This window comes from Leeia aquatica, assembly GCF_012641365.1.
In the GTDB taxonomy this organism is placed as follows: Bacteria; Pseudomonadota; Gammaproteobacteria; order Burkholderiales; family Leeiaceae; genus Leeia; species Leeia aquatica.
Window position 1 is genome coordinate 964,823 of record NZ_JABAIM010000001.1, and the last position, 15,627, is coordinate 980,449.

General features: G+C 59.6%; 14 protein-coding genes. 4 read left to right on the plus strand and 10 right to left on the minus strand.

What is annotated here, in order from left to right:
• Positions 1-5 precede the first annotated feature (5 nt).
• Entirely contained in the window at positions 6-1,499 is a 1,494-nt protein-coding gene (gene trpE, locus HF682_RS05045) for an anthranilate synthase component I (RefSeq protein WP_168876130.1), read from the minus strand.
• A gap of 378 nt (positions 1,500-1,877) precedes the next feature.
• Between trpE and HF682_RS05050 the strand changes: the two genes are divergently transcribed.
• The 4 genes from HF682_RS05050 to HF682_RS05065 all read left to right on the plus strand — a co-directional run bounded on the left by HF682_RS05050 (position 1,878) and on the right by HF682_RS05065 (position 7,131).
• Positions 1,878-2,618: a hypothetical protein gene (locus HF682_RS05050; RefSeq protein WP_168876131.1), complete on the plus strand. Its 741-nt coding sequence runs from the start codon at positions 1,878-1,880 to the stop codon at positions 2,616-2,618.
• 57 nt (positions 2,619-2,675) lie between these two features.
• Entirely contained in the window at positions 2,676-4,217 is a 1,542-nt protein-coding gene (locus HF682_RS05055) for a DUF945 family protein (protein ID WP_168876132.1), read from the plus strand.
• A 169-nt stretch (positions 4,218-4,386) separates the two neighbouring features.
• Positions 4,387-5,145, plus strand: a complete 759-nt coding sequence (locus tag HF682_RS05060; protein ID WP_168876133.1) for an EI24 domain-containing protein — start codon at positions 4,387-4,389, stop codon at positions 5,143-5,145.
• Between the two features lie 276 nt (positions 5,146-5,421).
• Entirely contained in the window at positions 5,422-7,131 is a 1,710-nt protein-coding gene (locus HF682_RS05065; protein WP_168876134.1) for an ATP-binding cassette domain-containing protein, read from the plus strand.
• A gap of 36 nt (positions 7,132-7,167) precedes the next feature.
• On the opposite strand, the gene HF682_RS05070 is transcribed toward HF682_RS05065, so the two are convergent.
• The 9 genes from HF682_RS05070 to recA form a co-directional block, all read right to left on the minus strand.
• A complete protein-coding gene (locus tag HF682_RS05070; protein ID WP_168876135.1) occupies positions 7,168-7,596 on the minus strand; it encodes an organic hydroperoxide resistance protein in 429 nt (142 codons plus the stop codon).
• A gap of 87 nt (positions 7,597-7,683) precedes the next feature.
• The gene (locus HF682_RS05075; RefSeq protein WP_168876136.1) at positions 7,684-8,136 is read right to left on the minus strand and encodes a MarR family winged helix-turn-helix transcriptional regulator; all 453 of its coding nucleotides are present in this window, start codon (positions 8,134-8,136) and stop codon (positions 7,684-7,686) included.
• A 56-nt stretch (positions 8,137-8,192) separates the two neighbouring features.
• The gene (locus HF682_RS05080; RefSeq protein WP_168876137.1) at positions 8,193-8,720 is read right to left on the minus strand and encodes a hypothetical protein; all 528 of its coding nucleotides are present in this window, start codon (positions 8,718-8,720) and stop codon (positions 8,193-8,195) included.
• Between the two features lie 98 nt (positions 8,721-8,818).
• Complete coding sequence (locus HF682_RS05085) at positions 8,819-9,304, minus strand: GNAT family N-acetyltransferase (RefSeq protein ID WP_168876138.1); 486 nt, start codon at positions 9,302-9,304, stop codon at positions 8,819-8,821.
• Positions 9,305-9,318: 14 nt separating this feature from the next.
• Complete coding sequence (locus HF682_RS05090) at positions 9,319-10,935, minus strand: methyl-accepting chemotaxis protein (protein ID WP_168876139.1); 1,617 nt, start codon at positions 10,933-10,935, stop codon at positions 9,319-9,321.
• Positions 10,936-11,135: 200 nt separating this feature from the next.
• A complete protein-coding gene (locus HF682_RS05095) occupies positions 11,136-11,621 on the minus strand; it encodes a PM1805 family lipoprotein (protein WP_168876140.1) in 486 nt (161 codons plus the stop codon).
• A gap of 330 nt (positions 11,622-11,951) precedes the next feature.
• Positions 11,952-13,868, minus strand: coding sequence for a bifunctional 2',3'-cyclic-nucleotide 2'-phosphodiesterase/3'-nucleotidase (locus tag HF682_RS05100; RefSeq protein ID WP_168876141.1), 1,917 nt, complete (start codon positions 13,866-13,868; stop codon positions 11,952-11,954).
• A 143-nt stretch (positions 13,869-14,011) separates the two neighbouring features.
• Entirely contained in the window at positions 14,012-14,476 is a 465-nt protein-coding gene (recX, locus tag HF682_RS05105) for a recombination regulator RecX (protein WP_168876142.1), read from the minus strand.
• 15 nt (positions 14,477-14,491) lie between these two features.
• Positions 14,492-15,547, minus strand: coding sequence for a recombinase RecA (gene recA, locus HF682_RS05110; RefSeq protein ID WP_168876143.1), 1,056 nt, complete (start codon positions 15,545-15,547; stop codon positions 14,492-14,494).
• Positions 15,548-15,627: the final 80 nt, after the last annotated feature.

A 15,627-nucleotide genomic window follows, 5' to 3' on the forward strand; every position in this document is an offset into this window, starting at 1 on the left:
CCCCGTCAGCCCCGCCCCCACAGGTTCACCCGTTCCTTGTCCAGCCCTTGCTGCACCATTTCGGCGGCACGCAGCACGGCGCGGGCCTTGTTGTGGGTTTCTTGCCATTCGGCCTGCGGGTCGGAATCGGCAACGATGCCGGCACCGGCCTGTACATAGAGGGTCTGGTCCTTGATCACGGCGGTACGCAACGCAATCGCCAGGTCCATGTCACCGGAGAAGCCGAGGTAGCCCACCGCGCCGGAGTAGATGCCGCGTGCAGTGGGTTCCAGCTCATTGATGATTTCCAGCGCGCGCACTTTCGGCGCGCCGGAGACGGTACCCGCCGGAAAGGTGGCGCGCAGCACGTCCATATTGCCTACACCGGGCTTGAGTGTGCCTTCCACGCTGGAGACGATGTGCATCACGTGGGAGTAACGCTCGATCACCATCTTGTCGGTCAGTTTCACGCTGCCAGTATCGGCAATGCGGCCCACGTCGTTGCGACCCAGGTCGATCAGCATCAGGTGTTCGGCGCATTCCTTCGGGTCGGCCAGCAGTTCCTGCTCCAGCTGCACATCTTCATCATGATTGGCGCCGCGTGGGCGGGTGCCGGCAATCGGCCGTACCAGCACATTGTCGCCTTCACGGCGCACCAGAATCTCCGGTGAGGCACCCACGATGTGGAAGTCGCCCATATCGTAGTAGAACATATAGGGCGAGGGGTTCACCGAGCGCAGGGCGCGGTAGAGGCTGAGCGGGTTTTCGGCAAACGGCATGCGCATGCGCTGGCTGAGTACCACCTGCATGGCGTCGCCATCAAAAATGTAGCGTTTGGCAGCGTCCACCGCCTGCTTGAACGGGGCCTCACCAAACTCGGACACCGCAGCCTGCACGCTGGTGGCCGGTTGCAGCGGCAGCTTGCCGGTTTCCCGCAATTGCAGGCACAGCTCGGTGAGGCGCACCAGCGCCATATCGTAGCTGTTAGGGATATTCGGGTCGGCATACACCACCAGATGCAACTTGCCGGTGAGGTTATCCACCACCGCCAGCTGCTCGCTTTGCAGCAGCAGGATGTCCGGCGTACCCAAGTGGCCGGGCTTGTCGACATTGGCCAGCCGCTTTTCGCAGTAGCGGATAGTTTCGTAGCCAAAGTACCCTACCAGCCCGCCGTTGAAGCGGGGTAGCTCCGGCAGAGGTGCGGGTTTGAAGCGGGCTTGATAGCTCTGGATGAAGTCGAGCGGGTCGCCTTCATGCGATTCGATCACGTCCACACCACGCCGCACCTGCACCTGCTGGCCGCGTACTTCCAGCCGGGTTTCGCATGGCAGGCCAATGAAAGAATAACGACCAAACCGTTCGCCGCCTACCACCGACTCCAGCAGGTAGGAAAACGGCTTGTTGGCCAGCTTGAGGTAAACGGAAAGCGGGGTATCGAGGTCGGCTAGCAGTTCTACGGTGACCGGAATGCGGTTATAGCCTTGGCGGGCGAGCGCTTGGAATGCGTCACGGGACAACATGGGTATCTACTCCAGACAAAATGGGGGCAAAAAGAGGGCTAAAAGGAATCGCTTAACCGCGACGCCATCGCCACATCCGCCACGCCTTGCCGGAGAACAACACCATGATTCAGGCACACCCTGTCGAATTCAATGAATGGCTGCCATTCTTGCCGATTTTGCTGCCAGGCACAAGAGCCCGCTGCCGAGAGGCTGATGCGGATCAAGCCCATCGCGGCTTCCGCCACCCTGTATGGCTGGACAGTTGCCAGGTCAGGTAGAACGCGGCAACGTGCCCTGCTGCCCACTCAACAAATCCCCAATATTCATTTAGAATAGTCCATTTGAATCAAATGCATGCAGCCGTGCTTGGCATGCACAGCAAGACAGGAACACGTCATGTCAGGAAACAGTAAGTGGCTCGCGGTGGTGCTGGTTGCCGTGGTCAGCGCAGGGGGCTCCGGCTACTACAGCTACCACAAACAGCAAGAACGGCGACAAGCCGAGCAGCGCCTGATGCAAGACATGCAGCGCGCGCAGCAGCAAATGGATCAGGCCAATTCGGGCCAGGTCGTCGTCCAGAAGCTGGACGAAACCACCCAAGCCACTGGCCAGACCGGGCGCACCGAATTGGCCATGCGACAGATCATCAATCAGGTGATCGACGTGCGTAACGGCTATAACCAGGAAATTGCAGCCCTGCAGCTGGACACGCTGCTGGATGCCAGCAACCTGCAAGCCGACACCGACCTGAGCCAGTCTTTGGCGCGCCTGGACAAGGCGGCAGCCGTTGTCGAGCGCTATCGCTTGAAAAGCAAGGATCTGCTGGATCATGCCCACGACCAGCTGGCCGCCAAAGGCGTCGGTGCGACCGACTTGAACAGCTTTGATGCCGGTTTACGCAAGAACCGCAGCGCCAGCGATGAAACCTGGACGCTGGAAGCCAAGATTGTGGTGGAAATGCGTAGCGTGATGGAGCTGCTCCGGCAACATCCCAAGCATTGGACCTTGCAAGGCGGTCAGTTAACGTTCAACAATCCGTCCAGCCTGAATCAATATCAGCAACATCTTCACACGATTCAGGAACTGGTAGCACGTGAGCAGAGTCTGCAACAGCAAATGAGCCTTAATAGTCAGTAATATGTCGTAGCGACACACGTACCTTCTACCCTGATCCGTCTTTTCATTGGACCCTTGATGAACAAACTTAAACTCAGCCTGATCACTGTCGGCGTGCTGGCTGTCGCCGCAGGCGGCACCACCTTCTATGCCGCGCACAAGGCAGAAACCGACCTGCGTGCCGCCTACGACTGGTTCAACAAGGAGATCGGTGAGGGGTGGCTGGACCAGAAGCTGCAGCTGAAGAATGCCCAGTACCACAAGGGCGTGTTCAATTCTGAAGCGCAGTTTGACCTGACCATTCCGGGCACCCCGGACAAGCTGACCATCCTGCAGCACATCCACAATGGCCCCCTGCTGAAGACAGCGAATGGCTGGAAGCTGGGCTGGTATGCCGTGGATTTTGAGGTGGACCCCAAGATACTGGCCAAACTGGATGCCAAATCCAAAGCCTGGCTGGAGCAGCACAAGAATCTGCTGGCGGTGGGTTACCATGTCGGCCTCGACAACACCCGCCATGCCTTCTTCAAACAAGGTGAGGTTCGCTTCGAAGACAATGGCGAGCAGTTTGTCTCTGCTGCCACCACCCACACGCTGGATTTTGACTCCGCACTGAGCCACATCCGCTACCGCTTTGCCCTGCCGCAATTATCCTTTACCGGCAAAGACAAAAAAACCGGGGGTGCGCTGAAAGACATGGTGCTGGAAGGCGAGATCCGCTCCACCGAAGGCAAGCTGGACATCAACAATGCACAGCATCAGTTCAGCCTGGGCAGCCTGTCATTCACGGAACAAAAACCGGACTATTCCGCCGAGGAACTGTTTACTGAGATGCCCGCCAGTGAGGCTAGCGCTGGAGAAGCCGCCGCCAGCGACGTGCCAGCCGAGCCTCCGGTGAAGATGAAAACGCAGCAGGTCGCGATCAAGGACATCCAGGTCAGCGGCAACGGCGAGCTGAAGGACGGTTTCTACAATCAAAGTGTGTCCTACAAGCTGGGCGACATTCAGGGTAATGCGGATGGTCTGGCACTGGGCAAGGATCCGATCCGCAGTCTGGAGTTCGGTTTCAGCCTGAAACATATCCATGCTGAATCCTTGCGCGGACTGACGGATAGCATGGTGGTCATGTACCGTAATCTGCTCCGGCAGAGCCTGAATGGTAATTACCAGGACATGGAGAAGCAGTTGGGTTCTGCGGCCTTTGGCATGGGTGCAGTGATGATTGCCAACTGGACCACCATCGCCAAGCATGACCCGACCATCAGCATCGACAAATTTGTCATGAAAACGGCGGCGAACCGCAGCATGCAAGGTGATCTGAGTGTCACCCTGAAGGGGCTGACCGATGCCGACATTGGCGGCTTCAACTGGGCCGCCATCCAGAACAAGCTGCTCATTGAAGGCAAGGGCAGTGTGTCCGAAGCCCTGCTCAAGGCGATGGAGTCCAATTACCAAGCAGACAGAATGGAGCGTTTGGTCAAGGCTCAGCTGATCCGCCGTGACGGTGATACCCTGTCCACGGAGTTCAAGGTGGCAGCCGGCCAGATCACGGTGCTGAAGCGGGTGTTCCCGAGCTTGCAAGCATTCGAAGCCGAAACCCGCAAACTGACAGACGAGTAATCCCTTCGCAAGATCAGTGAACCGTCGCCATCCGCTGGGGCGGTTCACGCAAACCCAAAGGGAGTACCCCTGCTCCCTTGAACCATGACGAATGGTCCGGGCCTTCGGCATGCACGCTGTTCAAACGGCCCGGCCATCTCACCCGCACAGACCGGAGCCGCACTCCACCATGAGCAATCCACCGCCCGCCTATGTCGGCCGCAGCTTCCTGCTGGGGCTGCGTGATGGTTTCAATCCCCTGCTGGCCTTGATCTCCCTCTGCATCACCGTGTTCAGCAGCGTACTGTGGCTGTTCATTTTTGTGTTCTGGGGCCATGAGATCATGCAGGCACTGCTGCAGGGCTCAGCCTGGCTGGCGCATACCGTGATGGGCTGGTTCGGGGTGAACTACACCCTGACACCCGATATCGCCGACCCGCGCTGGTGGGTCCGCCTCAGCAGCTGGATGCTGGGTTGGGCACTGACCTCCCTGTGCTACACACTGGCCGTTCTGCTTACCATCCGGTTGGTGGTGGAGTTGTTTTTCATTCGCCTGGTGCAGCAGCATTGCCTCAAGCGCTACCCGCATCTGCGCACCGACGTGAAGCGCTCGCTGCCCAGTGTGATCCTCACCATCATCCGGGGCTGGAGCCTCTTCCTGCTGCTGGCGCTGGTCTGCCTGGCCTTGCCGGTGATCGGCGGCGCCTTGCTGTTTGTGCTGGTGAGCTATTTCAATGTGCGCAGTCTGGCTAATGATGCGCTGGACGGGCTGGCCGATGAACCGATGGTACGGCAGCTGCTGCGCAGCAACCGGCTGCGGATGATCGGGCTCGGTATCCTGCTGTCGCTGTTTGCGCTGGTACCCTTCATCGGCCTGTTCCTGCCGGCCATCATTGCCGCCGCCAGCTGCCATCTGTTCATGCAACAATTGCCCGCCGCCGAGGCTTGACCGGCCCGTAGGCGTGGCGGCACAATGCGCGCATATTTAAACGCCTCAGACCAGAAAGGAGGTAAATCGGATGTTACAGACCAACGTGTTCAAGCTCAATAACGCACAGTTGCGCTACTTTGGTATAGCTGTCTGCGCTTTCCCGCTTCCCGTCGCACTGCGATGAGCGGGTCGGAGCGCCCTCAATCCCCATTCCATTGAGCCATTCCGGCTACCGTCATCGCCAGTGCATCTGTCGAAACGGGCGAGTTCGCCCTTTATTCTGGCAAAAGCACGATGACTACCCTACTTTCAGCACTTGATCTTCATCTGGACACGGTGGATGGTCCCCTGTTCAGCAACCTGAACTTTACCCTGCGCCTCGGCGACCGTATTGGCCTGATCGGCCACAATGGCTGCGGCAAAAGCACCCTGCTCGCCTTGCTGGCGGGCGAACTCAGCCCGGATCGCGGCCAGTTGCAACGCGCCCATCAGTGCCGCCTGCAGCGGGTGGAGCAATACTTGCCTGAGCACCTGGCATCACGCAGCTGCTGGGCGGTGCTGCTTGATGCCTTGCCGGATCCCGATGCCCATTGGCTGGCGGAGCAGCAACTGGCCCGGCTGGGGCTGCAGGACCAGCGGGATGTCCCGGCCATGGACCTCAGCGGTGGACAGCATACCCGGCTGCTGCTGGGCCGCGCGCTGCTGCAGGAGCCCAATCTGTTACTACTGGACGAACCCAGCAACCACCTCGACTTGCCCGCCCAGCTCTGGCTGGAGCAATGCCTGCTCGACTGGAAAGGCGCCCTGCTGCTGGTCTCGCACGATGCCCGTCTGCTGGATAACGTCACCCGGCAGAGCTGGATACTGCGTGATCAGCAGTTGTACAGCTTTGAGCTGCCCTGCAGCGCCGCGCGACAAGCTTTGCAAACGGCGGATGACGCTGCCCGGGTACGGCACGCAGCAGAGCAGGACGAAATCGACCGGCTGAATGCCAGCAGCAAGCGGATGGCCATCTGGGGACGCGACTTTGATAACGAGAAACTGAGCCGACGCGCCAGAGTCATGGCACAGCGCGCCGAACAACTGCGCGAAGAACAAACCTTCGTCAGTCGGGGCGCACCCTGGGTATTGCAACTCTCTGGTGAAGCCTTACCGGGACGGCAACTGCTGATGCTGGACCAAGTGGCTGTTCGTGCCGCTCCAGCGTTGCCCGTGCTGTTTTGCAGCGCAGAGCACTACGTTCGCAGCGGTGACCGCATTGCCTTGCTGGGTGCCAATGGCTGCGGCAAGTCCAGCCTGCTGCGGCTGCTGTGGCAGCAACTGCAGCAGCCGACTGAGGACAGCGCCATTCGTACCCACCCCGCCGCGCGAGTAGGCTATTACGACCAAAGCCAGCAGCAGCTGAGGGATGATGCCAGCCTGAGCGATGCCCTGCGCCCCTATTGCAACTTGCAGGATGCCGAACGACGGCAGGCACTGATCCGCGCCGGCTTTGCCTACCCACGCCATGGGCAACGGGTGGACACCCTCAGCGGGGGGGAGCGGGCACGGCTGATGTTCCTCGCCTTGTCGTTGGGCAGCCACCACCTGCTGCTGCTGGACGAGCCCAGCAACCACCTTGATCTGGAGGGCAAGGAGGCCTTGGCCGAGCAGCTGAACCAGTTTAGCGGAGCACTGCTGCTGGTCTCACACGACCGCGCGCTGATCGAAGCCAGCTGCAACCGCTTCTGGCTGATTGATCAAGGCCAGCTGGTTGAATGGTCCAGCGCAGAACAGGCCTGGTCGCAGCTAAGTCAGCACCAAGCCATCTCGCCAAGTGGGCATCACGCGGAGGCGATCCACGCCATCAGCCACGACGACGATGCACTCCTGCAAACCCTGCTAGCGCTGGAAGCACGGCTGGAAGCCGATCTGGCACGCAAGCCCAAGCAGCAAAAACCCCAGTTACAGCAAGCATGGCGTGCCGAAATCGCACGCCTGCAGCAGCAGCTGGGGCTGGTGTAAGGTCAGGTCCGGTGGGCGTGCCCGCCGGACCCTCCCTCAGTCTTGCAGCAGCAGGGTTACATCAATATTGCCACGGGTGGCGTTGGAGTACGGGCAAACCTGATGGGCTTGCTCGATCAGCTGCTGGGCCTGTTCACGTGCCATGCCGGGCAGGCTGATGCGCAGTTCTACTTCGATACCGAATGCAGCTCCAATCGGGCCAATACCTACGGTACCGTCAATGCTGGTATCGGCTGGCAGCGCCAGCTTGTTGCGCCCGGCCACCACCTTCATCGCGCCCATGAAGCAGGCACTGTAGCCTGCAGCAAACAGCTGCTCCGGGTTGGTACCTGCACCGCCTGCGCCGCCGAGCTCACGCGGCGTGGTCAGTTTCAGATCCAGCTGGTCATCGCTAGAGGTCGCGCGGCCATCACGGCCACCGGTAACATGAGCAGAAGCACGGTACAACACTTTATCGAGAGACATGATGACACCTTTCTTGGGTTGAACTTAGTTTACTACAATATAGTTTGCTATATTTAAAGCATGACACAACACCCGCCTGACCCTACCTCAACGACTGGCAAACAGCCGCTCCCGCAGCTGTACCAATTGCTCACGCAAGCCAACCAGCTCATCGACCGAGCATTGCGTGGCCTGCATTACACAGTGTGGCACAGCTTCAGCCGGCTCACGCAAGGCACGCCCAGCTTCGGTCAAGCTCACCACCACCCGGCGTTCATCTTGCTCGCTGCGCTGGCGCTGCACCAGGCCTTGCGCTTCCATCCGCTTCAGCAGCGGCGTCAGCGTGGCGGTGTCCAGATACAGGCGTTGGCAAATGTCTGTGACAATCAACTGATCCTGCTGCCACAGCACCAACATCACCAGATACTGCGGGTAGGTCAGCCCCAGCGCTTTCAGCTGCTTGCGATACACCTTGTTCATACCCAGCATCGCCGAATACAGGGCAAAGCAGAGCTGGATGTCCAAGTTCAGCAGGCTGGGGGGGCGTTGTTGTGTGTCCATGTGCGCATAATACATAGCGTACTATATTATTGCAAGCACTTTTTGCTGCCGCGTGCTCAGCGTTTCCCTGCATGCGCTTGCGCAACAGTGAGGGCCTGCTGCCCTTCTTCCACCATGGACACCATGATGGCCTGTATCTGGTCTCCTAAGGGGGTTGCAACCGCACCAAACCTTCGTATGACATCCTCCAGTGCCGCATCGTCCGCATGCCCCTGACTAAACGCCATCAACGTTTCATACACCTCCCGGGACATGGACTGCTGCGCATCCAGCAGGGCACAGACTTGCCTATGATGGGCTTGGGCTCGAGGATGAGCGTATACTGCAGCGGCAAATCGCTCGGCCACAGCCTTCATGCTCAAATGATGTCGCTGCATGGTGGCAATCGCCTCCTCCACCGGCGTATCCGCCTTAAAGCGCCCCTCCATCCCCTTGAACGCACGCCCTGCCTCATCAACGACGTCCTGCAGCCGCTCGCTCAACAACAGCATGTCTCCTTCCAGATGGGGGCGAGGCCGCAGGGTGTGGCGTATCCACGCCACCAAGGGCAGCACGAGCAACGGCAGTAGCCAATAGGGCGACATTCCTACTCCATCCATACGGTAGAAGCCTGCCCCCGTCATGCCATAAAAGCAATGGGAGGACTCCTCGGCAGAACTAGTTTTCGGTCAAGAGAATAGGATCAGTACAACGCCCGAACCATCTGCTGCAGCACAATCTCGGGCTGGTGTTCCAGTGGCTGAAACACGTTCTCCCAGACAAAACCATTCCGCAGGTAGAGGCGGCTGGCCGCTTGGTTGTCAGGTGACACCAGCAGATGCATGTGTTCCGCACCTGCCGCTTTCGCATGCTTCAACACCAGCGCAATCAGTGGGTCCGCTACCCCCTTGCCGCGCGCATCCGGATGAACCCACATGGCAATCAGCTCTGGATGCTGCTGGACCCATACCATGCCAATCAAGCCGATCACTCGGCCATCTTGCCGGGCGAGCCAATAACGTGCCGGGGTCTGGCCTGCCGCGCGAGCTTGCCAGTCCGCATCACTCAACTTGACCTGATCAGCATGGCGCAGGCCAAACGCCAAAGGGCTATCCAGCAAGGCTGCCAGCCGGATGACTTTCAATTCTGCCCAATCAGCAGCCCCACATAGGGTAATTTCCAGTGACATGACGTGGTTTATCCTTAGTGCCGGAAGACAGCGATGGCGGCCGATACGGATTCGGCACGATCACGTACCCCGTTGGCGGCTTGTGTCACCTGGTGGGTGGATTGCTCATTGCCCTCGGTCATGCTGGCAATCACTTCCACCTTGCTGGCAATATCCTGCATGGCACGCTGCTGCTCGGCCAGCGCGTCGGCAATCGACTGGATGCTCTGATTGATCTGCCCGGCATTGTGGCGAATCTGGCCAATGGCCTCGGTCGCGGTCGTGGTCTGCACCACACCCTGACCCGAGGCGGCTACACTGGCCTGCATCAACTGCACCACCTGCTCCATGCCCTGCCGGATGCGCGTAATCTGCTGGCCGATTTCCACCGTGGCCCCACCCGTCCGTTCAGCCAGCTTGCGCACCTCGTCCGCCACCACGGCAAAGCCCCGCCCGGACTCACCGGCGCGGGCCGCTTCAATGGCTGCATTGAGCGCCAGCAGATTGGTCTGGTCGGCAATGCCGTGAATGGTATTGGTGATCTGTGCAATCGCCTCAGTCTGGCCGTCCAGCTGATGGATGGCCTGCGCCGCTTCGCTGATCTGACTGGAGATCAAGCGAATGCCGTCGGCGGCTTCAGCAATGACCGTCTCGCCCTGACTGATGGACTGATCCACCGAATGGGCTTCGCGGCTGACTTCCTCGGCACGCTCACCCAGCTGCGTCATGCTCTGGAACATCTCCTCCAGCGCGGCGGCGATACTGCGGGTGGCATCCCCTTGCTGCGTGACGCCAGACTCCATGCGTTGTGCAGTATGCGTCAGCTGTTGAGCGTCCTCGGTCAGCTGGCCGGACAAGGTTCGAATCTGCCCCGACAGGTTACGCAGCTGCTGCTGCATGCCGCCCAGCTCACCTAACAAGCTGCTGGCGGGCGCCATAATGGATTGGCTCAGGTCCCCCGCCGCCACCGCACGCGTGACCGATACGGCCAGCGCAGGCTCCCCCCCCAAGGCTTCAAACAAGCGGCGGTACAGCACCAGCCCCGCCACCACCACCAGCCCCAAAACCAGAACACCCAGCCCGACAATCAGGTTGCGCAGCTGCACCGCCTGCGCAGTGCTGCGCTGTACAGCTTCGGTAGTCAGCTGTTGTGCATGGCGTGTCAGTTGGTCCAGCTTGTTCGTCAGCGCCTCGGCACGATCATCAAAACCGGTTTGCGGCTGCTTCATCAGCGCATTGCCCGCCTCACGGCCCTGCTGCTGATAGCGCTTCGCCATCTCCTTGCCCACCCCGTAAAAGGCGTTGCTCAGCGCGGTGACCTGGCTGGCCTCGTCGGTCAACTCGGGGGCCAACCGGGCCGCCTGCTGCAAGGATTGCTGCAGGGCCTGATAGTGCTCTTCCGCATCCGTGAAACCATCACCATCGCCTGTGGCACTGACATCGGTGAGGAACTGCTGGATCTGTACCACATGAAACCGGGCATCATGGATGGCAGCTGGCAGTGCTTGGGTCTGCTGCAGATCAAACTGCACCTGGTTGGCATTCTGCACCAGCCGGACGGCCGCGGTTATCACCAGCAACACCAGCATGCCGATAATGGCGAGATTGAAACCCACCAGCAGCTTTCTGAGTTTGATCGTTCTGCCTGCCATGTGCCCCCCTGTTATTTGATTTTGACCAAGCAGGGTATACCGCCGACACTGGACTGACAAGACACCTTCAACCGTGCCGAGGAAGGAAGTGCAACCCCTCAAGGTCGGCCCCGCCGCGACAGGCATGAAAAAAGCCGGGAGACCCGGCTTTTTTCATGCCCCGCGTGTACAGGCGCGGAGGTGTGCGTGGCATCACGCCATTACTGAGTCTTCCACTCCACGCCTTTTTCCTTGGCCAGCTTGGACAGCTCACCCACGGCGCCCATGGCTTTTTGCTGGCCTTCCATCACTTGCTTCATGCCGGTGTTGAGGGCATCCTGACCTTGCGCCGGGTTCTTCATCGCCCCTTCCAGGGTCTTGAGGCCTGCCATCATGTCGTCAAAGCCACCAATGATCTTGTCGGTCTGCGCCTTTACTTCCGGCGACTTGGCTTCAAAGGTCTTCAGCTTGGCGACCCGCGCTTCAAACTTGCCGATCACCTCATGAAATACGGCGGCCTTGCCTTCCATGGTCGGGGCTGCCTGCATCTTGGCATTCATGTCGGTCTGAATCTGCTGCATGTCGCCAAAGGCTTCCTTGCCCAAAGCATCAAACGCCTTCAAGTCATCTACGATCGGGTCTTTCTGGCAGGCCAGCAGCAACATGGACAGCATCAGTACTGCAAACCAGCGCATCGACTTCAACATCTTCTTCTCCCTTGGTGATCAATCACATCAAAACAGCATCATACTGGCATCAACCCGGCATGACAAAATCATCAACCGGTACTGACTGCGACTCACACTACTAGCACTCCACATCCGTCTGCCGCTACGCGGCAAGGCCAAAACCCCGTCCACCTCAGGCAGGACGCGGCATGTCGCAGCAACTTGGCCGCACGGGCGACGGATGCCATCCAGAAGCCAGGTAAGATGGCAAGCCTCACAACGGTCTCAAGCCCGGAATCTCTCTTCACAGACCGGGTTTTATGTTTCCGGGGCAGGTACACTCTCTCCTGCCCCTCCCGCCCGGTTTTCTCAGTTCACCAGCTCATACAGTGCGGAACCATCGCCATTGTCCTTGACCTGGCGGATGCCGGGGTGGTTGGACAAATATTTGCTGGCCGCGGTTGCGGAGAGGAAGCGCAGCTTGACGCCGGCCACCGGCAGGATGCGCCAGTTCTTGTCCGCGCTCAGGTTCAGCTTGGGAATGCTGGTCAGGTACTGCACCACGGCTTCGCGGTTCTCATCCGGCGAATCCACAACCACCTTGCTGCCATTCACACCGGGGAAGTTGCCACCGCCAAAGGCGCGGTAGTTGTTGGTCACGACCAGGAAGCGCGCCTGCTCGTCGATCGGCTTGCCATTGAAGCTGAGGTTGTGGATACGGTGCGCCTCGACATTTTGCAGCTTGCCATCCAGCGCGTAACGGGCAGGCTGGGTCACGTCGATGTCGTAGTTCACGCCGTCGATGGTGTCGAAGTTATACGAGCGGAAGTTGTCGTTGATCAGCGATTGTTCGGCAGCGCCCTTGGGGTCGATCTGGTTGAACTGGCCGGCCGACATTTCCAGCCACTCGCGCACTTCTGCACCGTTCAACAATACGGCCTTCAGGGTATTCGGGTAGATGTAGAGGTCCGCCACGTTCTTGATGGCGATATTGCCTGCCGGGATATCGGTGTAGTACGACCAGCCCTGACGACCACCGGCCTTGAACGGCGCCGCCGCCGACAGGATCGGATACTTCTCGTAAGCAGTACCTTGCACGGCGGTGCGGACAAAGGCGATCTGCGCATTGGACACCACCTGCACCGAGGAATCATCCGCCACCTGGGCAAAGTAGCTGTAGATCGGAGCGCTGCTTTCACTCACCTTGCCACGCACATAGCTCAGGGTATCGGCATGCTCATGGCCGATCAGCTGGGCGACAGCGGGATCAGCATCGACCAATGGCTTTTTGTTGGCGCGGTCAAAAATCGGACGGATGCTGGCCTTGCTGTCCACCACCTTCCATGGTCCGCTCTGGTTGTCCAGCTTGAGGTCGATCACCCCCAGATGGTCGCCCCAACGGCCTGGCATCACCGAAGGGATGCCATTGATGGTGCCTTGCTCCAGATTGACTTTGGGGTGGCTGGCAAAAGCTTTGCTGGGGAATTCAGCGTGAGCATGACCAAACAGAATGGCATCCACCCCCGGCACATTGGCGAGACCGGCTACGGCATTCTCGGCCAAATCTCCCAGCTCGCCCTTCTCAAATCCGGAGTGCGGAATAGCGATGATCAGCTGTGCCCCCTTGGCACGCATTTCCGGCACATAGCGCTGCGCCGTCTTGATGATGTCCTTGGCCACCACCTTGCCTTCCAGATTGGCCTTGTCCCAGCTCATGATCTGCGGCGGTACAAAACCAATCACGCCGACCTTGAGGGTGTGGCTCTGCCCGGTCTCATCCACTACCTTGCGGTCCAGCAGCAGATAGGGGGTGAACGCGTGGCGTTCGTTCTTGCCGTCCTTGTCGTCCAGATAGACGTTGGCATTCACATAGGGGAAGCGGGCGGTCGCCAGCGACTGCTTGAGGAATGGCAACCCGTAGTTGAACTCATGGTTGCCAATATTGCCCGCGTCGTATTGCAGAGTGTTCATCACCTTGTAAGCGGGGTGCGTCTCACCGGCTTTGAGCGGCTTGATCTTCGCCACCAGGTCACCCAGCGGGTTGCCCTGCAGCAGGTCACCATTGTCGAACAGCAGGCTGTTCTTGCTCTCGCTGCGCGCGGCCTTGATCAGGCTGATGGTCTTGGCCAGGCCATACTCGTCGGTACTACGATCCTGGTAATAATCGTAGTTGAGCAGGTTCATGTGAATGTCGGTGGTTTCCAGAATGCGCAGGCGCACTTCGGCAGCATGGCTGTTACCAACCAGCGCCACACTCACGGCAAAGGCCAACAGGGTTTTCTGCATGACGTCTCTCTTTCACTGGCGGGCGTGGCTCGCCCTTTTTTTGTCAACAAAGGGTGTAGTTTTCGCCAACAATATTACAACGTCAAGACAGATGACTGCGTTTACAGCAAGAAAAGACCAAGGTGTGGCATGGATGTGAATAACTATTCATCATCTGGCAGCAGCTCATCCACGCCGTTCAGCACCTGGCGGATCAGGCCCAGCGGAAAACCACGGCTGGCCAGGAAGCGGATTTGCCGGGCCTGCTCAGCGGGCGTGCTGGCGGCTTGCGAGAATTTCTTGCGCCAAGCGGCGCGAGCCCGTTCGAGCTCGCTATCGGCCACACTGGCCAGCGCTTCATCCAGCGCTTCGCCACGGATGCCGCGCTCTTGCAGGGTGTGCTTCAGGTAGCGGCTGCCATACTGGGCAGATTTGCTGTTGACCCACTGCTCGGCAAAGCGGCTGTCCGATTGCCAGCGCCGCTCGGCCAGGCGGTCCAGCAGGGCGTCGAGTTGCTCGACACTTTCCGCATGGGGCGCCAGCTTGCGCTGCAGCTCCAGCCGGGAATACTCCCGGCGTGAGAGCAGCTGGATGGCCCGGGCTTCCAGGCTCAGTTTGGTCGGGGCCATCCGCAATCAGCGGGCTCAGCCGAGTTCCGGCTCCGCGTCCGCATCCGCCAGCTCTTCCGCGGTCGGGGTGAACTGCGGCGCAGCCACACCCACGGCGGCACGGACCTTGGCTTCAATCTCCTGCGCCATCGCCGGATGGTCTTTCAGGAATTCGCGCACATTGTCCTTGCCCTGGCCGATCTTGCTGCCGTTGTAGGCATACCAGGCGCCGGACTTTTCGATGATCTTGTGCAGCACGCCCAGCTCGATGATTTCGCCTTCGCGGGAGATGCCTTCGCCGTAGAGGATGTCAAACAGCGCCTCGCGGAACGGCGGCGACACCTTGTTCTTCACCACCTTGACGCGGGTTTCATTGCCCACCACTTCTTCGCCCTTCTTGATCGAGCCGATGCGGCGGATATCCATCCGTACCGAGGCGTAGAACTTGAGGGCATTGCCGCCGGTGGTGGTTTCCGGGCTGCCGAACATCACCCCGATCTTCATGCGGATCTGGTTGATGAAGATGACCAGGGTATTGGTGCGCTTGATGTTGGCCGTCAGCTTGCGCAGGGCCTGGCTCATCAGGCGGGCCTGCAGGCCCACGTGGCTGTCGCCCATCTCGCCTTCAATTTCAGCCTTTGGCGTCAACGCCGCCACCGAGTCGACCACGATGATGTCGACACCACCGGAGCGAACCAGCATGTCGGCAATTTCCAGCGCCTGCTCACCGGTATCCGGCTGGGAGATCAACATCTCGCCCACCTGCACGCCCAGCTTCTGGGCGTAGGTCGGGTCCAGTGCGTTTTCCGCGTCAATATAGGCTGCCACGCCGCCCTGCTTCTGCACCTCGGCCACCACCTGCAGACACAGGGTGGTCTTGCCGGACGATTCCGGGCCATAGATTTCCACCACACGGCCACGTGGCAAGCCGCCCACGCCCAGCGCGATATCAAGCCCCAGCGAACCGGTGGACACCACTTGCAGGTCTTTCTCAATCTGGCCTTCGCCCATCTTCATGATGGAGCCTTTGCCAAACTGCTTTTCGATCTGCGCCAGTGCAGCAGCCAGTGCCTTGCTCTTGTTATCGTCCATGCGGTGAAGTCCTCGTCAGCGATGTCAGGGGTCGATACAGCGAATGCACGCATTATAGAACGAACGTTCCATGCTTGTAC